The 23,447-nt window shown below is 64.6% G+C and carries 24 protein-coding genes; 14 read left to right on the top strand and 10 right to left on the bottom strand.

Annotated features, from left to right (window positions below; genetic code table 11):
- Positions 1–107: 107 nt before the first annotated feature.
- The 3 genes from WG900_RS03545 to grxC are packed head-to-tail and all read right to left on the bottom strand — an operon-like array spanning position 108 to position 1,677.
- Positions 108–593 carry a DUF1178 family protein gene (locus tag WG900_RS03545; protein WP_339964699.1) on the bottom strand — a complete coding sequence of 162 codons (486 nt, stop codon included), beginning with the start codon at positions 591–593 and terminating at the stop codon, positions 108–110.
- Positions 590–1,420: a carbon-nitrogen hydrolase family protein gene (locus WG900_RS03540; RefSeq protein ID WP_339964698.1), complete on the bottom strand. Its 831-nt coding sequence runs from the start codon at positions 1,418–1,420 to the stop codon at positions 590–592. The genes WG900_RS03545 and WG900_RS03540 overlap by 4 nt, the downstream gene beginning before the upstream one ends.
- Positions 1,420–1,677 carry a glutaredoxin 3 gene (gene grxC, locus WG900_RS03535; protein WP_339964695.1) on the bottom strand — a complete coding sequence of 86 codons (258 nt, stop codon included), beginning with the start codon at positions 1,675–1,677 and terminating at the stop codon, positions 1,420–1,422. The genes WG900_RS03540 and grxC overlap by 1 nt, the downstream gene beginning before the upstream one ends.
- A 152-nt stretch (positions 1,678–1,829) precedes the next feature.
- On the opposite strand from grxC, the gene WG900_RS03530 reads away from it, so the two are divergent.
- Entirely contained in the window at positions 1,830–2,300 is a 471-nt protein-coding gene (locus WG900_RS03530; RefSeq protein ID WP_339964692.1) for an Hsp20 family protein, read from the top strand.
- Positions 2,301–2,625: 325 nt separating this feature from the next.
- Here the strand turns inward: WG900_RS03530 and WG900_RS03525 are convergent, their stop codons facing one another.
- From WG900_RS03525 to tpiA, 3 genes are all read right to left on the bottom strand, one after another.
- Positions 2,626–4,260 (bottom strand): CTP synthase, encoded by a 1,635-nt coding sequence (locus WG900_RS03525; RefSeq protein WP_339964690.1) that lies wholly within the window; start codon positions 4,258–4,260, stop codon positions 2,626–2,628.
- 132 nt (positions 4,261–4,392) lie between these two features.
- Complete coding sequence (gene secG, locus WG900_RS03520) at positions 4,393–4,758, bottom strand: preprotein translocase subunit SecG (protein WP_339964687.1); 366 nt, start codon at positions 4,756–4,758, stop codon at positions 4,393–4,395.
- Positions 4,759–4,858: 100 nt separating this feature from the next.
- On the bottom strand, positions 4,859–5,629 hold the full coding sequence (tpiA, locus tag WG900_RS03515) for a triose-phosphate isomerase (protein WP_339964685.1): 771 nt from the start codon (positions 5,627–5,629) through the stop codon (positions 4,859–4,861).
- Between the two features lie 248 nt (positions 5,630–5,877).
- Between tpiA and WG900_RS03510 the strand changes: the two genes are divergently transcribed.
- The 10 genes from WG900_RS03510 to lexA all read left to right on the top strand — a co-directional run bounded on the left by WG900_RS03510 (position 5,878) and on the right by lexA (position 15,658).
- Entirely contained in the window at positions 5,878–7,806 is a 1,929-nt protein-coding gene (locus WG900_RS03510) for a peptidylprolyl isomerase (RefSeq protein ID WP_339964683.1), read from the top strand.
- A gap of 17 nt (positions 7,807–7,823) precedes the next feature.
- Positions 7,824–9,338: an anthranilate synthase component I family protein gene (locus tag WG900_RS03505; RefSeq protein WP_339964681.1), complete on the top strand. Its 1,515-nt coding sequence runs from the start codon at positions 7,824–7,826 to the stop codon at positions 9,336–9,338.
- Positions 9,335–9,856, top strand: a complete 522-nt coding sequence (locus tag WG900_RS03500; protein ID WP_339964679.1) for a YcxB family protein — start codon at positions 9,335–9,337, stop codon at positions 9,854–9,856. The genes WG900_RS03505 and WG900_RS03500 overlap by 4 nt, the downstream gene beginning before the upstream one ends.
- A gap of 11 nt (positions 9,857–9,867) precedes the next feature.
- Positions 9,868–10,452, top strand: a complete 585-nt coding sequence (locus tag WG900_RS03495; RefSeq protein WP_339964678.1) for an anthranilate synthase component II — start codon at positions 9,868–9,870, stop codon at positions 10,450–10,452.
- A 24-nt stretch (positions 10,453–10,476) separates the two neighbouring features.
- Positions 10,477–11,268, top strand: coding sequence for a phosphodiester glycosidase family protein (locus WG900_RS03490; RefSeq protein WP_339964676.1), 792 nt, complete (start codon positions 10,477–10,479; stop codon positions 11,266–11,268).
- A complete protein-coding gene (gene trpD / locus WG900_RS03485) occupies positions 11,265–12,248 on the top strand; it encodes an anthranilate phosphoribosyltransferase (protein ID WP_339964675.1) in 984 nt (327 codons plus the stop codon). The genes WG900_RS03490 and trpD overlap by 4 nt, the downstream gene beginning before the upstream one ends.
- On the top strand, positions 12,245–13,048 hold the full coding sequence (gene trpC / locus WG900_RS03480; protein ID WP_339964673.1) for an indole-3-glycerol phosphate synthase TrpC: 804 nt from the start codon (positions 12,245–12,247) through the stop codon (positions 13,046–13,048). Before trpD ends, trpC begins: the two co-directional genes overlap by 4 nt.
- Positions 13,049–13,194: 146 nt before the next feature.
- Complete coding sequence (gene moaC / locus WG900_RS03475; protein WP_339964672.1) at positions 13,195–13,668, top strand: cyclic pyranopterin monophosphate synthase MoaC; 474 nt, start codon at positions 13,195–13,197, stop codon at positions 13,666–13,668.
- Positions 13,665–14,867, top strand: a complete 1,203-nt coding sequence (locus WG900_RS03470; RefSeq protein WP_339964670.1) for a molybdopterin molybdotransferase MoeA — start codon at positions 13,665–13,667, stop codon at positions 14,865–14,867. The genes moaC and WG900_RS03470 overlap by 4 nt, the downstream gene beginning before the upstream one ends.
- 104 nt (positions 14,868–14,971) lie before the next feature.
- Positions 14,972–15,658, top strand: coding sequence for a transcriptional repressor LexA (gene lexA, locus WG900_RS03465; RefSeq protein ID WP_339964669.1), 687 nt, complete (start codon positions 14,972–14,974; stop codon positions 15,656–15,658).
- Here lexA and WG900_RS03460 read toward each other — a convergent pair.
- Both WG900_RS03460 and WG900_RS03455 read right to left on the bottom strand, forming a co-directional pair.
- Positions 15,652–16,581: a ComEC/Rec2 family competence protein gene (locus tag WG900_RS03460; protein ID WP_339964667.1), complete on the bottom strand. Its 930-nt coding sequence runs from the start codon at positions 16,579–16,581 to the stop codon at positions 15,652–15,654. The two genes, lexA and WG900_RS03460, sit on opposite strands and share 7 nt — an antisense overlap.
- A gap of 37 nt (positions 16,582–16,618) precedes the next feature.
- Entirely contained in the window at positions 16,619–17,902 is a 1,284-nt protein-coding gene (locus WG900_RS03455; protein WP_339964666.1) for a ComEC/Rec2 family competence protein, read from the bottom strand.
- A 28-nt stretch (positions 17,903–17,930) separates the two neighbouring features.
- On the opposite strand from WG900_RS03455, the gene gltX reads away from it, so the two are divergent.
- The 3 genes from gltX to WG900_RS03440 all read left to right on the top strand — a co-directional run bounded on the left by gltX (position 17,931) and on the right by WG900_RS03440 (position 21,096).
- Positions 17,931–19,373, top strand: coding sequence for a glutamate--tRNA ligase (gene gltX / locus WG900_RS03450; protein ID WP_339964665.1), 1,443 nt, complete (start codon positions 17,931–17,933; stop codon positions 19,371–19,373).
- Positions 19,374–19,386: 13 nt separating this feature from the next.
- Positions 19,387–20,670 (top strand): citrate synthase, encoded by a 1,284-nt coding sequence (locus WG900_RS03445; RefSeq protein ID WP_339964663.1) that lies wholly within the window; start codon positions 19,387–19,389, stop codon positions 20,668–20,670.
- A gap of 222 nt (positions 20,671–20,892) precedes the next feature.
- Positions 20,893–21,096 carry a hypothetical protein gene (locus tag WG900_RS03440; RefSeq protein ID WP_339964661.1) on the top strand — a complete coding sequence of 68 codons (204 nt, stop codon included), beginning with the start codon at positions 20,893–20,895 and terminating at the stop codon, positions 21,094–21,096.
- Here WG900_RS03440 and WG900_RS03435 read toward each other — a convergent pair whose 3' ends face one another.
- Together WG900_RS03435 and WG900_RS03430 are read right to left on the bottom strand one after the other, a co-directional pair.
- Positions 21,097–22,470 (bottom strand): sensor histidine kinase, encoded by a 1,374-nt coding sequence (locus tag WG900_RS03435; RefSeq protein WP_339964659.1) that lies wholly within the window; start codon positions 22,468–22,470, stop codon positions 21,097–21,099.
- Between the two features lie 3 nt (positions 22,471–22,473).
- Positions 22,474–23,430 (bottom strand): hypothetical protein, encoded by a 957-nt coding sequence (locus WG900_RS03430; protein ID WP_339964658.1) that lies wholly within the window; start codon positions 23,428–23,430, stop codon positions 22,474–22,476.
- Positions 23,431–23,447 lie beyond the last annotated feature (17 nt).

Here is a 23,447-nt window from a genome sequence, read left to right as displayed (position 1 = left end):
CCCCAGATTAGGGAAGCGCAGCTGACCGAAGGTCAACCTGGTGCTCTATCCTGCTAAACTACGGGCGCACGCGCAGCTTCCGTAGGCAGGCGACAGCGGCGATGCAATCAGTTCGCTTCGCTCGGCGGAACTACCGGGAACAGGATCGGCGCGATCTCAACACCCTCTTCGAACAGCTCGCGCGCTTCGTCGGGTGTCGCGCTGCCGTGGATCGGTTCGGCGTCCTGTTCGCCGTAATGAATCGCGCGGGCCGTATCAGCGAACTTGTCGCCGACATAGGTCGATGACTTGAGTGCTTCGGCCTGCACCGTGGCAATCGCGCGGAACAACTCGGCTGCTTCGGGCGGGATCTGCGGGCCAGAATTGGTCACCGGCGCAGGCGCACGCGATTTCGCAGGCATGGCCACGTCGGGCAACTGGTTGCCCTTGCGCGCCACATTAGGGGCCTGCACCGCCTTCACGACATCGCGGGAATCACAAAAAGGACAGGAAACCAGCCCCCTGCCCTGCTGACTGGCGAAATCGTCCGAAGAGGCGAACCAGCCCTCGAAACGATGTTGCCCTGCCCGGCATTCAAGATCGTAGACAATCATATCCCGGCCCAAGTGGGAATTTCGCGGCGATTGGCAAGGCTGGGCAATTGCGCGCGCACTTCGGCGATGCGCGCCGGATCGATCTCGGCAAAGCCGATGCCAGGGGCCTCACCGCCCATATCGAGGAGGACCTCGCCCCAAGGATCGACGACGAGGCTGTGACCGTAAGTTTCGCGCCCGTCCTCATGCCGGCCGACCTGCGCGGCGCTGACTACGAAAGCGCTGGCCTCGACGGCGCGGGCGCGCTGCAGGAGGTGCCAGTGGTCGCGCCCGGTGGGCACGGTGAACGCCGCAGGTACTGCGATGGCATCGCACTTGTGCCGACCAAGCGCTTCAAACAGCGCGGGAAACCGGATGTCGTAACAGATCGCCAGACCGAGCCGGCCCAGCGGCGTTCCATCAGCGATGCCCAGCGCCTCGCCAGGGGCATAGGCATTCGATTCCCGCCAAGATTCGCCGGTCGCAAGATCGACATCGAACATGTGGAGCTTGTCGTAGCGGGCCGCGATCTCACCATTTGCGTCGATCACCAACGCGCGGTTGGCATAACGGCCGTTCTCGCGCGAAACGGCAATCGATCCCAGAGCCAGCCACAGGCCATGCTTTGCCGCCGCATCGCGGCAAGCGGCCAATAGGCGATCGTCCTGCTCGGCAACGATACTGGCACTCGCCCGGCGGCGATCCCGGTCGATGATATTCGACATTTCGGGGGTGAACAACATCTGCGCTCCGCCCGCCTTCGCTTGTGCCAAGGCCTCGACGATGGTGCGCGCATTGGCGCCCGGGTCGATCCCCGAACACATCTGGAGCAGCGCAATGCGCGTCATCAGATGCCCAGTGCCTCGTCCAGCTTTCCGGCGCGGTCGAGCGCGTGGATATCGTCGCTGCCGCCATAGGGGACGCCGTCAATAAACACCTGCGGCACGGTGCGCGCTCCCGGTTTACGTTCTGTCATTTCCGCGCGCTTCTTCGAGTCCATTGTCACGTCATATTCGACATATTCAACGCCCTTGGAGTCAAACAGTGCCTTGGCACGAACGCAGTAGGGACAGCCCCATTGGGTGTAGATCTCGACCTGTGGCATGATGTTCCTAAAATGGAGACTTGAAAGTCTGATCGGCTAACATATCTCTGGTCACGTGTCATGCGCCCCAAAGGGCATGGCGCGAAACCGGCGGGACGCCCTTTTCGGGGTCTCGTTCTGAACCGAAAATTGCTCAACAGAGGATTTTTGCCATGAACCGTTTTGATTTTTCCCCCTATCGCCGCAGCACCGTAGGCTTTGACCGCCTGTTCGACCTGCTGGAAAATGCGGGCCGCAGCAGCGGCGACAATTACCCCCCCTTCAATATCGAGCGCCGCAGCGACGATTCCTATCGCATCACGCTGGCCGTCGCCGGCTTCAAGCCCGACGAGCTCGACATTACCGCTCAGCAGAACCTGCTCGTGGTTTCGGGTCGCAAGGCACCGGAGGCGCAGGATGCGGCGCAGTTCCTCCATGTCGGCATTGCCCAGCGTGGCTTTGAGCGCCGGTTCGAACTGGCCGATTTCGTCCGCGTGGAAAATGCCAACCTGGAAGACGGGCTTCTGCTGATCGATCTGGTGCGCGAAGTGCCCGAGGCGATGAAGCCGAAGAAGATCGGCATTGCCGGGCAGAAGACGCTGAGCCTGGTCGAGGGTGACAAGGACGCCGGAAAAGCGGCTTAACGTTCCATACCGTCAAATACGGGGGCGGACCCGGGAAGGTCCGCCCCCACGACGCTTGCGCGCCGTCTTGTCTTTCCTGATCGTCCGGGTCGCAGAAGACGATCAGTTCAGAACAAGCTTTAATACCTTGAGGCGCCCCCGCCTTATGGCCACGTAGCCTTACGTACCCATCGATATTCGAGAGTGCGACTCTGCTATTGCCCGAAACCACCTTGGGCCGCAATCACCTGTCGAAACGTTTTCGAAAAAGGTTAATTCCTTAAGGCCTTGGTCAAAAGAAATGAGGCGTCAAAAGGAATGAGGGCCTTTCGAGGGGGCCGCGAAATCAGACCAGTCGCGACTGCGCGAGCGCCGCGCCGATGAAACCGGCGAACAGCGGGTGCGGATCAAAAGGCTTGCTCTTCAGTTCAGGATGGAACTGCACGCCGACGAACCAGGGATGATCCGGCCGCTCGACGATTTCTGGCAGCAGGCCATCGGGCGACATGCCCGAGAAGACGAGTCCGCCCTGCTCCAGCCGCTCGCGGTAAGCGCCGTTGACTTCGTAGCGGTGGCGGTGGCGCTCCCAGATCGTCGTCGCGCCATAGATCGCGGAAACGTGACTGTTGCCAGCGAGCTTCGCTTCATAGGCACCCAGCCGCATCGTGCCGCCAAGATCGGATTCGGCACCGCGCTGCTGCAGGCCTTCGGGGCCCATCCATTCGGTGATAATGCCGACCACCGGCTCGCTCGGCTCGCCGAATTCGGTCGAGCCCGCGCCTTCGATCCCGGCCGTGTTGCGCGCCGCTTCGACGCAGGCCATCTGCATGCCAAGGCAAATGCCGAAGAACGGCACCTTGCGTTCGCGCGCGAAGCGGACCGACGCGATCTTGCCTTCGGTCCCGCGCACGCCGAAGCCGCCGGGGACAAGGATACCGTGGAGCGGTTCGAGCCGGGCAGCGATCTCGCTGTCATCGCCTTCGAACACTTCGGCGTCGATCCAGCGGATATTGACCTTGACCCGGTGGGCCATGCCGCCGTGGACCAGCGCTTCGTTGAGGCTCTTGTAGGCATCGGGCAGGCCAACATATTTGCCGACAACGCCGATGTTCACTTCGCCTTCGGGATGCTGGTAGCGATCGACGATGTCGTCCCAGCGCGAAAGGTTGGGCGCGACACTGCTGTCGATGCCGAAGTGGCGCAGGACTTCTGCGTCGAGGCCTTCGGCGTGATACTGCAGCGGCACCGAATAGATCGACTGGGCATCGAGTGCCGGGATCACGGCTTCCTTGCGGACGTTGCAGAACTGCGCGATCTTGGCGCGTTCGTTGTCCGGAAGCGGGTGTTCGCAGCGGCACAGCAGCACGTCGGGCTGGACGCCCAGGCTGGTCAGTTCGCGCACCGAATGCTGGGTCGGCTTGGTCTTGAGCTCACCGGCAGCCTTTACATAGGGCACTAGGGTGACGTGGATCGAACAGGTCTGATCGCGGCCGAGTTCATTGCGCAATTGGCGCAGTGCCTCGATAAAGGGCAGGCTTTCGATATCGCCCACTGTTCCGCCAATTTCGCAGAGCACGAAGTCGAGGTCGTCAATTTCGGCGCGGGCGAAGTTCTTGATCGCGTCGGTGACATGCGGGATCACCTGCACGGTCGCGCCAAGATAGTCACCGCGGCGTTCCTTAGCGATGATGTCGCGGTAGATTCGGCCCGAGGTGATGTTGTCCGCCTGCCGCGCCGAGACGCCGGTGAAGCGTTCGTAATGGCCGAGGTCGAGGTCGGTTTCCGCCCCGTCGTCAGTCACATAGACTTCGCCATGCTGGTACGGGCTCATCGTGCCCGGATCGACGTTCAGATAGGGATCGAACTTGCGGATGCGGACCTTAAATCCGCGCGCCTGCAGCAGTGCCGCGAGGCTTGCCGCCATGAGACCTTTGCCGAGCGAGGAGACCACGCCGCCGGTAATGAAAATGAACCGCGCCATGGGAGTTGGGCCTTAAGCGAGTGTAGGGGGGTTGGGCAAGCGACTAGCGGCGAAATCCACACAATTGCCGCGCGGCAATTCACCCCTCCCCGCCACAGAGTGACGGTAGGGACGCAGGTCTGCCTTTGTCGATTACTTGGTAGCGGGAGCTGCCGGGTTGGCCGCAGGAGCCGCCGGATTGGCGACCGGCGCGCCCGGATTTGGCACTACGGGACCCTGCTGGACCGGCGCGGGCGCCGAACGCTGCAGCGAGGTATCGATCTTCTGACCGCTCGAATGGCCCGCGGCCAGCGCCGCCAGTACGATCGACAGGCCGACGAAGATGACCGCCAGCACGGTCGTCGCCCGGGTCAGGAAGTCCGCCGCGCCGCGCGCCGACATCAGGCCGGTGGGGCTGCCGCCAACACCAAGGCCGCCGCCTTCGGACTTCTGCATGAGGATAACGCCAACGAGCAGCGCGCCTACGATAGCCTGGAGGACGGTAAGGAAGAGAAGCATTATGTCGGGCCTTTGACCTTGGTTGAGGCGCATCTAGGCGCGCGAGGGCGCTTTCGCAACCCTTGCCGCACCCCCATTGCCGCTTCAGGAGTCGGCGCGATCAGGCGACCGATTCGGTTCCGGCCGCCGCGATGATCGCGACGAAGCTTTCCGCGGCAAGGCTCGCCCCGCCGACTAGCGCCCCGCCCACGCCCTCTGCAGCGAGCAGAGCGGCAGCGTTTTCGGCATTGACCGAACCGCCGTAAAGGATGCGCACGCCTTCGCCCTTGTCTCCGTAAGCAGCCGTGATGCGAGCGCGGATAGCCGCATGCATTGCGACAACGTCCTCGACCTCGGCAACGCGACCGGTGCCGATTGCCCAGACCGGTTCATAGGCAACCGAAATGCGGCCGGGAGCCAGCTCGGCAATCGCTTCGGCAGAGGGAAGCGACTTGTCGACCTGCTTGGATACGACGGCTTCGGCCTTGCCTGCATCCCGCTCTTCCAGAGTCTCACCCACGCAGACGATCACGCCAAGTCCGGCATCGATGGCAGCCTCGGCCTTGGCCTTGACCAGCGCATCGCTTTCGCCGTGGTCCTTGCGGCGCTCGCTATGGCCGACGATAACGAAGCTGGCGCCGCAGTCGGCCAGCATGGGAGCGGAAATATCGCCCGTGTGTGCGCCCTTGGCGGCCACGTGGCAGTCCTGACCGCCAGTGGCGATGGCCTGCGCGGCTTCGGCGAAGGGCTGAATCAGGGTGAACGGCGGGGCCAGCGCCACCTGCACGCCCGGGTAGCGCGCAGCGGCGCGATCAATCGCGCGGGCCTCGGCAAGCATGGCACGCGTGCCATTCATCTTCCAGTTGCCGACAATATAGGGGGAAGCGGACATGATGAGAAACTAACTCCCTGTTTTTCAAGAAGGCCCGCCCGACTCTCCCGGATCGAGGGCACGGCCATTTGCCGCGCCAGCTAGGGAGCCGCGGCGATCTTGTCAAAACAACCTGCGACGAATCGAGTGACAACCGGCCCTGCTTGCAAGGCGCGGCGACACGTTTTCCTGCGCGGATGGCCATTGCCGTATGCGGACAAGCGCCGTAAAGCCGCGCCTCTGTTCAAGTCCCAGGTGAAGCTGTCACAATGCTCGAGTTCTTCCGCAAGTTCATGAAATCCAAGGTCGGACTGACCATCACCTTGGGCTTCGTCGGCCTGATGGCGCTGGCTTTTGTACTGGCGGACGGTGTCTCCAGCCTTGGCGGCGCCAGCGCCAGTGGCAAGGTTGCCACGGTCGGCAGCCGTTCGATCGATGCCCAGCTACTGTCATCGAATGCGCTCAATACGGTTGAGCAGACCCGCAAGCAGAACCCCACCGCCACGATCAAGCAGTTCATCGAAGCGGACGGGCTGAACCAGTTGCTCGACCAGTTGATCGACGTGGCGGCCATCGCGGTCTGGGGTGATGACCACGGCATGGTCGCGGGCAAGCGGCTGGTGGACAGCGAACTGCTTAAGATCCCGTCGTTCCGCGGCACTGACGGTAATTTCAGCGAAGCCAATTTCCGCGCCGCCCTGGCTCAGGCCGGCATGAACGAAGCGCTGTTCCGCGAACAGGTGGCCGATGATCTGATCGCCAAACAGGTGCAGATCCCCGCCGCATTCGGCGCGCGCGTGCCGCTTGATCCGATGCTGCGTTATGCCGGTCTGCTGAGCGAGACCCGCGAAGGCGCGATTGCCTTGATCCCGTCTGCTGCTTTCGCCCCGGCCGGTGAACCCAGCGCGCAGGAACTGGCGACCTATTACGCGGCCAACCGCAACACCTACATGCGGCCCGAACGCCGCGTGGTGCGCTATGCCATGTTCGACGACAGTGTGATCAAGTCGGTTCCCGCGCCGACCGAGGCGCAGATTGCCGAGCGCTACAAGGCTGATGCCGAGAATTACACCGCCACCGAAGCGCGCAAGCTGACTCAGGTCATCGCACCGACCGAGGCTGCGGCACGCGTCATTCTCGCTGATCTTGGCAAGGGCATGACGCTTGACGCCTCGGCGCGCAGCAAGGGCCTGTCCGCCGCTGCCATCCCGTCGATCGACAAGGCCGATTACCAGCTGCAAAGCTCGTTGGCGACGGCCGATGCCGTGTTCGCGGCCAAGCCCGGCACCGTGGTTGGCCCGCTCAAGGGCAGCCTTGGCTGGTTCGTCGTCCGCGTTGAAGGCGATGCCGGTAAGGCGGGCAAGACACTTGATCAGGCGCGCGGCGAAATTGTCGCGGCGCTCAATGAAGAAGGCAAGCGTCATGCCCTCGCCGAATTCTCGGCCAAGATCGAAGACGGCTTCGACAATGGCGGATCGCTGACTGACATTGCCAAGGACCTCGGTCTGACGCTTAAGCAGTCGCCACCGCTGCTGTCGAACGGCGCGGTCTATGGCAGCGAAGCCAAGGCACCGGCGGAAATCGCCCGCGTGTTGCAGGCCGCCTTCTTCATGGAAGGCGAGAACCAGCCCCAGCTTGCCGAGGTCGATCCGGGCAAGTCGTTCATCGTCTTCGATGTGACCAGCATCCAGCCAGCAGCTCCCGCTCCGATCGAAGAGATCCGCGCGCAGGTGGTTGCCGACCTGATGCTGCAAAAGGGCTCTGCCGCCGCAAAGGCTGCCGCCGAGCAGGTTATGGCCGCAGCGAAGAAGGGTACCGACATGCAGGCCGCGTTGGCCGCGCTGGGCAAGCCGCTGCCGCCGGTTGACCGGGTGACCATGCCACGCGCCCAGTTGGCGCAGATGGGCGGCCAAATCCCGCAGCCGATCGCGCTGCTGTTCTCGATGGCGCGCGGTTCGGTCAAGCTGATGCCGGCACCGCGCAACCGGGGCTTCTATGTCGTGTCGGTCAAGACCATCACGCCGGGCAAGATCGATCCAAAGGATCCGGAACTCGCCCGCGCCCGCCGCGATTTCGGCAGCATTTCGGGCCGCGAATATGCCCAGCAGCTGCGCAGCGCGATCAAGGCCGAAATCGGCGTCAAGAAGAACACCTTGGTGCTGGACGCGGTCAAGCGCCAGCTGCTCGGCGGCAGCTGACCGGACGGAACAGGCAGATGGCCGGCGCACGCCCTGAAAACTGGGATAAGGCTCATGCCCAGCTGGCGGCCGGCCAGCCGGCGCTGATCTGGCGCAAGCTGGTTGCCGATACGGAAACGCCGGTCAGCGCGGCAATCAAGCTGATCGAACCGGGCCGCGGCGACTTCCTCCTCGAATCGGTTCAGGGCGGTGAAGTTCGCGGGCGCTATTCGATGCTCGGGATTGACCCGGATCTGGTGTTCCGCGCCACCGGCCATGCGGCAGAGGTCAACCGCACATGGCGGACGGACCGCGATGGCTTCGAAGCCTTGCCGGGTGACGCGCTGAGCGAACTGCGCGCGCTGGTTACGGCTTGCCGCATCGAAGTGCCCGATGTCCTGCCCAAGGCGCTGGCCACTTTCGTCGGATATTTCGGCTATGAAACGATCGGCCTCGTCGAAAACCTGCCCCGCGCCCCGCAATCGGCGCTTGAGCTGCCCGACATGCTGTTCGTGCGACCGGCGTTGGTGCTGGTGTTTGACCGGCTAACGGATGATCTGTGGTGCGTGGCCCCGGTCTGGCCGGAAGGCACCGCCGAAGCCCAGCTGGATAGCGCCGCCGATCGCATCGACGAAGCCCTGCGCCGGATTGCCCAGCCTGCCCGCGCGACCACCGCGATAGCCGATCTCGCCGAACCGGCGCTCACTCCGGTGCTGCCCGAGGGCCGCTACCGCGACATGGTGCTGAAGGCGAAGGACTACATCACCGCCGGGGACATCTTCCAGGTCGTGCTGGCCCAGCGTTTCACCACGCCCTTCGCGCTGCCGGCGTTCAATCTGTACCGCGCGCTGCGCCGGGTGAACCCTTCGCCGTTCCTTTACTTCCTCGACCTGCCGGGCTTTGCCGCCGTGGGATCGAGTCCGGAAATCCTCGTGCGCGTGCGCGACGGTGAAGTGACGATCCGCCCGATTGCCGGCACGCGCCCGCGCGGTGTCAGCCTCGAGGAAGACCGCGAGAATGAGGCAAGCCTGCTCGCCGATCCGAAGGAACGCGCCGAACACCTGATGCTGCTCGATCTGGGCCGCAATGACGTTGGCCGGGTGGCGCAGGCGGGCTCGGTACGGGTGACAGAGAGCTACACGATCGAGCGTTACAGCCACGTCATGCATATCGTCAGCAATGTCGTTGGCCAACTCGACACGGCGAACCATGACGCCATTGACGCGCTGTTTGCCGGCTTCCCAGCAGGTACAGTCTCGGGCGCGCCCAAGGTCCGCGCATGCGAGATCATCGCAGAACTGGAACACGAAACGCGCGGGGCCTATGCCGGCGGCGTCGGCTATTTCGCACCTGACGGCTCGGTCGACAGCTGCATCGTGCTGCGAACCGGGATCGTCAAGGATGGCACACTGCACGTTCAGGCCGGCGCGGGGATCGTCTCCGACAGCCAGCCCGATTACGAACAGCGTGAATGCGAGGCCAAGGCCGGCGCGCTGTTCGCCGCCGCGCGCGAAGCGGTTCGGGTCGCTTCGGAGACCGGCTTCGGGCAATGAGCGGCGCGGGGGCAGGCCGCTCCTTTTCGTTCGAACTGACCGCGCAGGACAATGCGCAGTCCGCCGCGCTGCTCGCCGGGCGGCATCCGATGCGCAAGGCAGGGCCGTTGCTGGTCATTGCGGTCTCGCTGCTGGTCGGCGGACTGGTGGCGCTGGCTGCCGCGAAGTTCTCGCCGGGCGGTGATGCGCGGCGGATATTCGGACTTGCCACGGCAATGTGCGCGCTGTTCCTCGGTTTTCAATACCTCATGCTGCTGCGGATCGCGCTGAACACCACGCGCGCTTCGATCGAGAGCCTTGGCTGGACCGGACGGCGGATCAACGCGCTGATCGATCAGGCCGGCGCAAGCTTCGATGGCGGACAGGTGCGCCTTGAATGGCAGGACTTGCGGCAGGCAATCGAAGGCCCGGCCCACATTGTCCTCCTGTCAAACACCCTCGCCCCTATCGTCATCCCCAAACGCGCTCTGAGCCCGGAAGCGCAAATTCTGTTGCTCCGCCCGCAAGTCCGCGCTTAAGGCGTCGGCCCATGATCCTCGTCATCGACAATTACGACAGCTTCACCTGGAACCTCGTCCATTACCTGATGGAGATGGGGGCCGAGGTCGAGGTCGTGCGCAACGATGCGATTTCGGCGGGTCAGGCGATCAGCTCGGGCGCACAAGGCTTCCTGATCTCGCCCGGCCCCTGCACGCCGAACGAGGCCGGGATCAGCCTTGAACTGGTCGGCGCGGCAGCGGAAGCGGGCAAACCCTTGCTTGGCGTGTGCCTCGGCCACCAGTCGATCGGGCAGTATTTCGGCGGCAAGGTGGTGCGCGGCGGGCTGATGCATGGCAAGACCTCGCCCGTCACCCACGACGGCACCGGGCTGTTCGCCGGCCTGCCCTCACCCTTCACTGCCACACGCTATCACTCGCTGATCGTCGAGGACATTCCCGAAAGCCTGATCGTCAACGCGCGCTCGGACGATGGCCATGTCATGGGCTTCCGCCATGCGAGCCTGCCGATCCACGGCGTGCAGTTCCACCCGGAATCGATTGCGACCGAACACGGCCACGCCATGCTGGCCAACTTCCTCAAGATCTGCGGCGTCGACGCGCGCCTGCCGGCCTGATCGGTCGCCAAGCAGGGTCCGATCATGAACCTGCGCCGCATCCTGATCGCCGCGCTCGCCCTGCTGGTCGGCGTCCTGCTCTATCGTAACGTCGGCAGCGCCCCCGCGCCCAAGTCCGCACCCGTAGGCGATTGCACCGCGACCCGCTTCGAGGATGCCGCCTTCACCGAATGCCTCGCCGTCCCTGGAAAGCACCAGATCGCGCTGCGTCTGAAGGGCCAGAACGGCGTGATCTTCCGCGGTTTCCCGACTCTCGCGCAGGCCGCCGACCGGGGAGATATCGCCTTCGCCGTCAACGGCGGCATGTACGACACCGGCAGCCGGCCCATCGGCTATTACGTTGAAAATGGGGAGCGGCTGCGCAAACTCAATCAGGCCGATGCCGAGGGCAATTTCTACCTCAAGCCCAACGGCGTGTTCTTCGGCGATGCGGCGGGCAACTGGCGCGTGCTCAGCAGCGAGGATTTTGCCGCAACCGTCACCAAGCGCCCGCAATTCGGCACCCAGTCCGGCCCGATGCTTCTGATCACCGGCAAGCTTCACCCCAGCCTTGCCCAGAACGGTGCCTCGCTGAAACTCCGCAATTCCGTCTGCGTCGATGCCAGGGGTACCGCGCACTTCGCTATATCGGACGAGCCGGTCTCCTTCGGCCAGATCGCCCGGCTGATGAAGCGCGCCTGCGGGGATGCCAATGCCTTGTTCCTCGACGGCACGATTTCATCACTGTGGAATCCCGCCGGCGGACGAATGGACGTGCGCTTTCCGCTCGGCCCCTTGATTGTCGTGACGAGTCTGCGCAAGGAGCCGGGCAAATGACCATTACCGCCACGCCCCTGACGTTTGACGAAACCCATGCCCTGTTCGGGCAGATGCTCGATGGCGCTATGCTCGACGAGGATATCGCCCACCTCCTGATCGCCATGACCGAACGCGGCGAGACGGCAGAGGAAATTGCCGGCGCAGCGCAGGCGATGCGCGACCGGATGATCGCCGTTGCCGCTCCGGACAATGCCATCGATGTCTGCGGCACCGGCGGCGACGGGCAGCACACGCTCAACGTGTCCACCGCCGTTGCCATCGTCGTCGCAGCCTGCGGCGTGCCGGTCGCCAAGCACGGCAACCGCGCCGCATCCAGCAAATCGGGCGCTGCTGATACGCTCGAAGCGCTGGGCCTCGACCTGTCCCGCGCCGCCCAGACCGCCGAAGCAACCCTCGGCGACATCGGCATCTGCTTCCTGTTCGCTGGCGCGCACCACCCCGCGATGGGCCGGATCATGCCGATCCGCCGCGCCATCGGCCGCCGCACGATCTTCAACCTGCTCGGCCCGCTGGCCAATCCCGCAGGGGTCAAGCGCCAGCTCGTCGGCATTGCCCGGCCGGCCTATGTGCCGATCTATGCCGATGCCATCGCCCGGCTCGGCACGGAACAGACTTTCGTGGTCTGCGGCGATGAAGGTCTGGACGAACTGAGCCTGGCAGGCGGTAATGAACTGGCCATCGTCACCGGCGCCAACGTATCGATGCGGCGCATCACGCCCGGCGAGGCAGGCCTTGCCAGCGCACCGATCGAAGCCCTGCGCGGTGGTGATGCCGCCCACAATGCCGCCGCCCTGTCGCGGCTGTTGATGGGCGAAACCGGACCCTACCGGGATGCCGTGCTGTTCAATGCCGCCGCCGCGCTGATGGTCGCGGGTGAGGCCTCAGGCTGGCACGAAGGCGTCGAGGAAGCCGCCGAAGCCATAGACAAGGGGCTCGCCAAGGGCCTGCTCGATTGCTGGATTGCGAGCGTGAAATGACCGACAAGCTCACAGAAATCTGCGACACCACCCGCGCCGAAGTGGCCCGCCGCAAGCCGCTGCGCTCGCTGTCTGAGCTGGACGCCGCCGCGCAGCAGCAGTCCGCCCCGCGCGGGTTCGAAGCGGCGCTGCGGGCCAAGGCCGCCTCTGGCTTTGCCCTGATCGCCGAAATCAAGAAAGCGAGCCCGTCCAAAGGCCTGATCCGTGCGGATTTCGATCCGCCCGCCCACGCCCGCGCTTATGAAGCCGGAGGCGCGGCCTGTCTTTCGGTGCTGACTGACGCGCCCTATTTCCAAGGCCACGAGGACTACCTGATCGCCGCCCGCGCCGCCTGCACTCTGCCGGTGATCCGCAAGGATTTCATGATCGACCCATGGCAGTGCGCCGAGGCGCGCGCGATGGGGGCCGACGCCATTCTGATCATCGTCGCTGCGCTGGATGACGGGCTGATGGCCGAAATCGAGGCCGCTGCAACCGAACGCGGCATGGACGTGCTGGTAGAGGTCCACAACGAGGCCGAAATGGAACGTGCCGCGCGGCTGAAATCGCGCCTGATCGGGGTCAACAACCGCGACCTCAAGCGCTTCGTCACCGACCTCGGCACTACCGAACGCCTCGCCCCGCTGGCGCCGGAAGGCACACTGCTGGTGGGTGAGAGCGGGATCAACAGCCATGCCGATATCGCACGGCTGGCCAATGCCGGGGTGCGGACGTTCCTCGTCGGCGAGAGCCTGATGCGGCAGGCTGATGTCGAAGCGGCGACACGGGCATTGCTCACGGGCGAAGCGGCGCTGTCCTAACGCCCGCGAATCTGGCAGGTTGGCGTGATGACAGAGCCTGAAACTCGCCCCGGAATGCCGCCCTCTGCCGCCCAATGCGCGGCGCGTGCTTTCTCCCATGGACTGTGTGCAGTGTGTCCAGTCCATTCATCGGCTAAGGCTTGAACATGAACCAGCTCACTCACCTCGACGAATCGGGCAAGGCGCGCATGGTCGATATCGGCGGCAAGGCCGAGACGCGCCGGGTGGCCGTCGCCAGCGGCTTCATCGCCATGTCCGCCCCCGCGCTCGCCGCGATCCGCGATGGCGACGTGCCCAAGGGCGATGTCCTCGCCACCGCGCGCATTGCCGGGATCATGGCGGCGAAGAAATGCGCCGAACTGATCCCGCTGTGCCACCCGCTGGCACTCGATTCCGTGACGGTCGATTTCGCGCTTGAGGATGGCGGCGTGCGGGTCACCGCCAGTGCCTCGCTCAGCGGGCGTACCGGCGTGGAAATGGAAGCGATGACCGCATGCTCGATTGCCTTGCTGACAATTTACGACATGGCCAAGGCGATCGACAAGGCAATGGTCATCGGCGAAGTCCGCCTGCTCTCCAAAAGCGGTGGCAAATCGGGCGACTGGACCGCTCCGGAATGAGCGCGATGCTGACGCTGGAAGATGCACAGGCGCGCCTGCTCGCGCTGGCACCTGTTCTACCGATCCAGAACGTCGACGTGCCGGGAACACTCGGCCGCTACCTTGCCGAGCCACTAAAAGCGCGCCGTACCCAGCCTGCCGCGCATGTTTCGGCAATGGATGGTTATGCCGTGAAGGGCCCGGACCTTGGCGGGCCGTGGACCATCATCGGCGAAAGTGCCGCCGGACATCCCTTTTCCGGCACGGTCGCTGGCGGCCAAGCCGTGCGCATTTCCACCGGGGCGCTGCTACCTGCAGGCGCGGATGCCGTGATCGTTCAGGAAGACCTTGTCCGCAATGGCGACCATTTGTCGCTCACCGGCACCCCGCCATCGCCGCCGGGCAAGCATATCCGGCTTTGCGGATCAGATTTCGGCATCGATACCGAGCTGCTCTCCGCCGGCACGCGCATCGGTCCGGCGCAACTGGCACTCGCCATCGCCGCCGGGCACAAGCACCTCGCCGTGCGGCGCGTCCCCCGTGTGGCGATCATCGACAGCGGCGACGAACTGGCGAGCGATCCCGAGGACTGCGCCGCGCATCAGGTGCCCGCCAGCAATGGCGCGATGCTGGCCGCGCTGCTCGCCTCGCTGCCTTGCGAGGTCGACCGGATCGGCCCGGTGCGCGACGACCTCGTCCTGCTGACCGACGCGTTCCATCTGGCCCGTGATGCCGACATTATCGTCACCACCGGCGGCGCATCGGTGGGCGATCATGACCTGATCCGCCCCGCCATCGAAGCATGGGGCGGCACAATCGATTTCTGGAAAGTGGCGATCAAGCCGGGCAAGCCCCTGCTCGTCGCCACGCGCGGGTCGCAGGTCGTCGTCGGGCTGCCAGGCAATCCGGTGTCGAGCCAAGTCACTGCGCTGCTGTTCCTGCTGCCCCTGCTGCGCGCCGCGCTGGGCGCCGCCGATCCCCTGCCCCGGACCATCGACCTTCCGCTGGCCGCGCCGCTACGCGCTGGCGGCGACCGGCGGGAGTTCCTGCGCGGAAGGCTGGTGGCCGGCGGTGTCGAGGTTCTCACTCAGCAGGACAGCGGCGCGCTGGCAGCGATGGCCGCCGCGCAAGTGCTGATCGATCACCCCGTTCAGGCACCCCGGCAAGAAGCTGGCGAAACGGTATCGGTGATTTTGCTCGGAAATGGCGGCATTGCGTGACCATGTTCTTGACTTGGTCCGAATCGTTGCTTAATTGTTCCGCATTCGTTCACTGAACGGCGCAGGAATACCCCAGGCGCGTTCCGGTTGAGGAGTGACGCAAGATGCTGACCCGCAAGCAGCACGAATTGATCCGCTTCATCCAGGTCAAACTGGAAGAGACCGGCATTTCCCCGAGCTTTGAGGAAATGAAGGAAGCGCTCGACCTGAAATCGAAGTCGGGCGTGCACCGCCTGATCTCGGCGCTTGAGGAACGCGGCTTCATCCGCCGCCTGCCCAACCGCGCCCGCGCATTGGAAGTGCTGCGCCAGCCGGACAACATCGGCCAGACCGCGCCCAAGCCGGCGAATACCAACACGGTGGCTCCGCCGCTCCGTGCTCCGGCTGCTACTCCGCGTCCGGCCAACGACGTCATCGAAATCCCGCTCCACGGCAAGATTGCCGCCGGCATGCCGATCGAGGCGCTGGAAGGCCAGTCGAGTCTGCCGGTTCCGGCGGCGCTGCTCGGCCCCGGCGAACACTTCGCGCTTGAGGTATCGGGCGATTCGATGATCGAAGCCGGCATTCTCGACGGCGACTTTGCGCTCATCCGCAAGACGAACACCGCGCGCGACGGGGAAATCGTCGTTGCGCTCGTCCACGGCGAGGAAGCAACGCTCAAGTACCTGCACCGCGAACAGGGCGGTGTGCGGCTGGATCCGGCCAATGCGGCCTACGATCCGCAGCACTTCGGCCCGGGTGAGGTTGAGGTTCAGGGCAAGCTCGCCGGCCTGCTCCGTCGCTATCACTGAGGCAGCGGACTGCTGCTGTTCGAACCGCGCGGCGAGACTTTTCGAGGTCTCGCCGCAGCCGGTTCCTGCCACCAGCCATGTGCCCCCTGCCCAGAGGCGACGGTGGTGACTGCCTTGCTTTCCAGATCAATCACCAGTCCGCCCGTGCGGTAGAGCAGCGACTTATCGGCCTTCAGAAAACGCGGGCGGCAAGAGCGCGGTAACCAGCGGTCGGCGACGACGATGTCGCTTGCCGCGCAGGCTGCGGCCAGCTCATCCTTGGGCGCCCAGTCGGTCCCGCGGCCCATCAGCAAGTGCCAGGCCCTCCCGCCACGCTCGATGTCCAGCGCACAGAATTCCGGCGTACAACGGGCCTGCGGCAGGCTCTCGACGCTGCGAACCTCGCCGTTCATTCCCGCGAGTTCGGTGAGGTTCTGGCGGATATAATCGCTCTTCGATTCGCGCAGCACCACCAGTTCACTCTCCGCCAGTCCGGAAATGCCGACATGGCGGCCGTCACCCGATACCAGCAGGTCCGGCGGAGAAGTCATGGCAACCACACCATAGCCGATCATGACCGGCACGAGCCCCAGCAGGCGCTGCCGCCCGCGCCAAAGCGCCAGCCACATCCCGCCAACAACGAAGAGCGCGAAGCAGCCCTGCGTCATGGCGGGCAGATAAGTCACCGATCCGGGTTGCCCGGCCACCCAACGGGCAAGCCAGAGCAGAAGGTCCAGCGACAGCCCGGCGAGCCACCAGAATGGCGCGCCCGCTCCCACCGTATCGAACAGCAGGGCCAGTGCGATCAGCGGCATCGAGGCGAAAGTCGTCAGCGGGATCGCGATCACGTTGGCCAGCGCTCCATAGACCCCGGCGCGGTGAAAGTGGAACAGACCGATCGGCATCAGCGCCAGCTCGATCACCACGCCAGTGAGGACCAGCATCGCCAGCTGGCGCAGGAAGCCTTGCCACCAAGGCTCTTCACGGGGTGCCAGAAAGGCGCGGACCGGTGCAGTCGTGCAGCACGACGATGGCGATCACCACGGCGAAGCTCATCTGGAAGCTTGGGCCGACAACCGCCTCGGGCCAGAACACCATGACGATGAAGGCCGCCACCGCAACCATCCGCAAGCTCAGTGGCTCACGCCCCAGAGCCAGTGCCGCGAGCACGAGCAAGGCGCCAAGGCACGAACGCACCGTCGGTACTTCGGCGCCGGTCAGCACCGTATAACCGATGCCCGTCAGCGCAGACGTCGCAGCGGCGAGCAAAGGCAAGCGGAACCGCAGGACCAGCCAAGGCCATAGCCCGAACAGCCGCATCGCCAGAAACCACGTCGCGGCGATGACCGCGCTGACATGAAGCCCGCTGATCGACAGCAAGTGCGTCAGCCCCGAATCGCGCATCGCCTCTTCGTCGGCGATATAGATGCCGCCGCGATCACCGCTGGCAAAGGCTCCGGCAATGCCCCCTGCCGATCCGGGAAGCGACGTGCGTTCATGGTCCGAAATCTGCCACTGCAGCTTCGCCACCGACGAGCCTGCACCCTGCGCCGGTGCCGTCACCTCGATCGGACCGAGCGCCGAACCCGTCGCCGAAAGCCCCTGAAACCACGCGGTGCGGGCAAAATCATAGCCGCCGGGAAGCATTGGCGGGGCCGGCGGAACTAGTCTGGCACGCAGCCGGACCTTGGCGCCCTCCCCCGCCGCCTCCTGATCATGGTCAATCGGCACGTTGACCCGCACCCGCACCGGCCTGCCAGAGACACTGTCCCAATCCGCAATCACCAGCCGGACCCGCTCCTGCGCCGGCTGCTCGGTTCGCTGGATGACGGTCCCGTCAAGTTCGGCAACAATCGCCCGCGCAATTGGCGGGGCGCCGACCAGTTCGGATTTCGTCCAGACCAGCGCGCACCCTGCTGCAGCCACCAAAAACAGCGAGGCAAATGCCTGTCTGAGATAGGGAAAGCGGCCATCCTCGCGCATGAACAGCAGCGCACAGGTCGCGGCGATCGACAGCAGGGCTATGAATGCAACCCATTGCCAAAGCTGCAAAAAGACGAACCACGCGCCAATTCCGGCGGCAAAGGCAACAGCGAGCCAGGGCGCCCGGTCAAACCCGGCGCGGCACAGAAAGTGCTCAAGTGCATCAAGCCCGCTGGACAAGCGCCCTGCTACGCGGCAAAGGCGATGTTGCAGTGCAGCGCGCCCCGCCAAATCCGGCAGGGAATCGCTGGCAATTGCCGGGATTTCGGCGTTCTGCATCATGGACTTATAGGACAGGAAGGCGAGGGTAATGGCAAGCGGGAGCGGTAACGACACAGCAGCGACTGAGGGTCGCACGCCTGTCGTCACGCGTTTCGCGCCGTCACCCACTGGTTACCTGCACATCGGCGGCGCCCGCACGGCACTGTTCAACTGGCTGTTTGCCCGTCACCACGGCGGCAAGTACCTCGTCCGCATCGAAGACACCGACCGCGCCCGCTCGACCGAGCCTGCAATCGAAGCGATCTTCGACGGGCTCGGCTGGCTCGATCTGCTGGGTGATGCCGAGCCGGTATTCCAGTTCGCCCGCAGCCCGCGCCATGCCGAAGTGGCCGCCGCGCTGCTGGAAGGCGGCCACGCCTATCGCTGCTACCTGTCGTCCGAAGAACTCGCGGGACGGCGCGAAGCCGCCCAGGCCGAACGCCGCCCTTTCCGCATCGAGAGCGAATGGCGCGATGCCGATCCGGGCACCTGGCCCGCCGAAACGCCTTACGTAGTGCGCATGAAAGCCCCGCGTGAGGGTGAGACGGTGATCGAGGACCAAGTGCAAGGCACCGTCCGCGTCGCCAATGCCGAGATCGACGATTTCGTTATCCTGCGCAGCGACGGCACGCCGACTTACATGCTGGCCGTGGTTGTCGACGATCACGACATGGGCGTGACTCACGTTATCCGCGGCGATGATCACCTCAACAACGCTTTCCGCCAGCTCTGCATCATTCGCGGCATGGCCTGGCCTGAGCCGGTCTATGCCCATGTCCCGCTGATCCACGGGTCTGACGGAGCAAAGCTGTCCAAGCGCCACGGCGCGCTGGGCGTCGATGCCTATCGAGACGAGATGGGCGTGCTGCCCGAGGCGCTGTTCAATTACCTCCTGCGGCTCGGTTGGGGCCACGGCGACGACGAATTCATCAACCGCGAACAGGCGATCGAATGGTTCGACATTGCCCATGTCGGCAAGAGCCCGTCGCGGTTCGATCTGGCCAAGCTGCTCAACCTCAACGGACACTATTTGCGCGAGGCCGACGATGCGCGGCTCGCCTCGCTGGTCGCGCCGCGCATGACCGGCGCGGTTGACGAAGCGCTGCTGGCCAGGGCCATGCCTGTGCTGAAGGTTCGCGCCAAGAATCTCAATGAACTCGCTTCCGGAGCCGCCTTCCTGTTTGCGCAGCGCCCGCTGACGATCGAGGAGAAGGCCGCCGCGCTGCTCACTGACGATGCGCGCGGGCTGCTGGCAGGTATCGCCGAAGCGCTGCGCGATGCAACGGACTGGACAACCGAGGCTCTCGAAGTAAGGGTCAAGGCCTTGGCCGAGGAATGGGGACTGGGTCTGGGCAAGCTGGCGCAGCCGTTGCGCGCCGCCTTGACCGGGCAGACGACATCCCCGGGAATTTTTGACGTTTTGGTACTTCTGGGGCGGGGGGAAAGCCTGGCGCGTATCGACGCGCAGGTGATTCCGGCCGAACCGGCATGATCTGAGGAGATAGATGGTGGGCAACGCAAAGCTGATTGCAGGCGGTCAGGAAGTCGAATTCCCTGTGCTGAGCGGATCGATTGGTCCGGACGTGGTCGATATTCGCAAGCTCTACGGCCAGACGGGAATGTTTACCTATGACCCCGGCTTTACCTCGACGGCGTCCTGCGAGAGCGGGCTGACCTATATCGATGGCGAGGAAGGCGTGCTGCTGCACCGCGGCTATCCGATCGGCCAACTGGCCGAGAATTCCAACTTCATGGAAGTCAGCTACCTGCTGCTCAACGGCGAACTGCCGAGCGCGGCCGAGCTGGAGAACTTCACGTACACGATCAGCCGCCACACGATGGTGCACGAACAGCTTTCGACCTTCTATCGCGGTTTCCGCCGTGATGCACACCCGATGGCGATCATGTGCGGTGTCGTTGGCGCGCTTTCGGCGTTCTATCACGACAGCACCGACATCGCCGATCCGGTGCAGCGCAAGATCGCCAGCCACCGCCTGATCGCCAAGATGCCGACGATTGCGGCGATGGCCTACAAGTATTCGGTCGGCCAGCCGTTCCTCTACCCGGACAACAAGCTGAGCTACACGGGCAACTTCCTGCGCATGACCTTTGGCGTGCCGGCGGAAGAGTACGAAGTGATTCCCGCGGTCGAAAAGGCGATGGACCGCATCTTTATCCTCCACGCCGACCACGAACAGAACGCCTCGACCTCGACCGTGCGCCTCGCCGGTTCGTCGGGCGCGAACCCGTTTGCCTGCATCGCGGCGGGCATCGCCTGCCTGTGGGGCCCGGCACATGGCGGCGCGAACGAAGCTGCGCTCAACATGCTCAAGGAAATCGGCACGCCCGACAAGATCCCGCACTACATCGAGCGTGCAAAGGATAAGAACGATCCGTTCCGCCTGATGGGCTTCGGCCACCGCGTCTACAAGAACTACGACCCGCGGGCGACTGTCATGCAGTCGACCGTGCGCGAAGTGTTCGACGCGCTGAAAGTCAACGATCCGCTGTTCGAAACCGCGCTGCGGCTTGAGGAAATCGCCCTCAACGATCCCTACTTCGTTGAAAAGAAGCTGTTCCCCAACGTCGACTTCTATTCGGGCATCATCCTCAACGCGATCGGTTTCCCGACGACGATGTTCACCGTTCTCTTCGCCCTTGCCCGCACCGTCGGCTGGGTCGCGCAGTGGAACGAAATGATCAGCGATCCCGGCCAGAAGATCGGGCGTCCGCGCCAGCTCTACACCGGCCCGGCGGCGCGTGACTACGTCGGTATCGACAAGCGCTAAGAGAGCGAAGGCGCGGCCGAGTGCTGGACGCCGGTTTCTCAAGAGAAACCGGTTGGCCGCGCCAGCTCTACCCCGGCCTGGCGGCGCGTGATCATGTCGGCATCGACAAGCGTTAAGCGCGTCTGGTTACGTAATTTCACGTAATCGTCGACAAAGGCTGATTTTTCCCGTTACATGTGTTTCGGAGCCGGGTCGGTTCCGAAACACAGGGGGAAATCACCAATGCTTCGTACAGCTCTCATGCTTGTCGGCGCCGTGCTCATGATCATGGGCATGTTCTTTACGCTGCAAGGTGCAGGCGTCATCATGTGGCCTGCAGACAGCTTCATGCTCGCCGATCGCGGCTGGGTCACCAAAGGTCTGATGATCGCGCTGGCTGGCGCAGCAGTCATTCTGATTGGCCGGCGCGCCGGAAAGAACGCCTGATCAGGCAGCGTTATCGGCGGGGACTGACAGGATGAAGCGCGCACCGTGTCCCGGTGCGCTTTCCACCCGAAGGTCGCCGCCCATGGCGCGGGCCAGCTTGCGCGAAATATAAAGTCCAAGCCCCGAGCCGCCATCACCACTGCGCCCCAGACGTTCGAACTTCTCGAAGACCTTGACTTGTTCGTCGAGCCCGAGCCCCGGGCCCTGATCGGCGACGATCACCTTGGCCGCGCCGCCCTCCTGCTCAAGCCGGATCCACACCTGCGAATTGGGCGGCGAATAGCGGATCGCATTGCCCAGCAGGTTGAGCAGGACCTGCAGGACCCGGCGGAACTCCGCCACGGCGGGCAGGCTTTCACCGGCCCGCGGGGCATCGACGATCACACCCTGTTCGCGCGCGCGTACGCCAAGAATTCCGGCAGCCCGGCGAGCAATGTCAGCCAGGTCAACATGATCGGGCGCGGTGGCGAACTCTTCCGATTCGACCACTTCGAGGTCGGTCAGGTCGTCAATCAGCGCCAGCAGGTGCTGGCCGGCGGCGGCAATATCGGCGGCATAGTTCGAATATTCCTCGGCCAGCGGCCCTGAAAGGCGCGTCCGGATCGTTTCGGCATTGGCGATGATCCGCGAAATCGGCTGGCGCAACACCGGAGCCACATCGCGGCCAATCAGCCGGGTCTCCGACGTGCGCATCTCCGGCGAAAGCGTCGGTGCCTGTACAGGGGGGGCAACATCCGAGGTCAGCGACAGGGTGAAGCCCGCAGGCTTGCCAAGCGTGCCACCCTGTGGCGAAATCAGCGCGCGCCACGGCCGGCGCGACCCGGCGACCTTGACGTTCACTCCGTCAAGCAGGCGCCAGTGCATGTCCTTGCTCGAAACCCCGCCTTCAACCTCGACATAGCCGGTCCATGTCTTCCCCGGCATCGCGACCATCGCGCCGGCCAGCGGCTTCAATTCGTCATTGGCGGCTTCGGCAGTCAGAACGCGCTGGTCGGCATCGAGAACGGCGTGGAACTCGGCGCTTTGCCGCTCGATCTTGGCGACCCGGCTGCCCAGCGACACCTGATCTTCGGGCGGCAAGGCGCGCGATTGCCAGTGGCGGACACGGATCGCACAGCCGCCGTCCGGCGCTGGCTCGACTTCAGCAAGCGCCGAGATTGCATGGGCGCCATCGTTGGCCATGATCGGCCGCACCAGTTTCATCGAAAAGCGGCGGCACTTGCGGACAAGGTCGAGCAGCGCCGGAATCGCCACCACGCCCGGCACGTCGCCGCCGCAGCGCAATTGCAGCGAATGCAGCAGCTCGTCGGCGGAGACCAGCCGGTCTTCCGCGTCGGTGCGCGCTGTCGTCACTCCGGGTGCGCTGTCCGCCATGGCTTAACGCGGGTAGCCCGTTCCGACCGACAGGATCGCGGCGGCGCGGTCTGCGCCCAGTCCTTCGAAGCCTTCGGGAAGCGAAATTTCGGGATGGATGGCAACGAATTGCTGCTCGACGCTCGCCGGCTTCATGCCTGCGGACGACAGCGCCAGCGCCAGTCGGGCGACCTGACCTTCGTTGGTCGTGAGCGTGGCCAGCGTGCGGTCCTGCCCGGTCGCAATCGACAGCGCGGTAATGAACATGCCGACGCCGGCGTGTTCGATCGACAAGGCCGACTGGGCATTGCCGCCCATGCCCATGATCAGCCGCGCCATCAGCCCGAGCCGGCTGCGGCCTTCGTCATAGCTGTCGCAAAGGGCCTTTTCCGCCAGAAGCGCGCCTTCGTCGCCCGGACCGGCGTGCTCGCCCAGCGCGATGATCGCCGCGTGGAGGATCTCCGCCGGCAGTTCAGTCAGCGCCAGCTTCATGCGGCGCTGGGCCTGCGTAAAGCGGGTCTGCGATGCCAGCAGGCTCATGCCGGCGGCGGCAACGGCTGGCTCGGATGAAGCGATCAGTGCCTGCAGCAACGGCGACAGTACCGGATCAAGGCCAAGGCGGGCGTGGAGCCGCTCGGTCAGTTGCCATTCGACGGCGAGCCCGTGAAGGTGCGCGAGCAGCGCGGCATCGCCGCACAGCGCAATGACCATGGCCTGTACTTCGGCTGCATCAAGGTTGCGAGCATCCTGCACCTGCAAGGCCTCGCCGCGCGCAATCAGCAACTGCGAGGAAATGTCCTCAAGCATGGCCCGCGTGCGTGCGACGATCTCTTCGGAGAACACCGAATGGTCATCGCTGGCCAGCAAGTGGCGCATGATCGGAATGATCGTGCCGATCATGGCATCGCCATGATTGAGCTCCTCGCGCAGCACGGATTCGATCGGCTCGCCGGAAGCGGAATGGAAGGACGCGTCAGTCATGACAAAGGCAATAGCGC

It is taken from the genome of Novosphingobium aquae (assembly GCF_037572715.1).
Classification (GTDB): Bacteria; Pseudomonadota; Alphaproteobacteria; order Sphingomonadales; family Sphingomonadaceae; genus Novosphingobium; species Novosphingobium aquae.
The sequence above is the reverse complement of the archived record's forward strand: the minus strand, read 5'-3'. Positions and strand labels throughout refer to the sequence as shown.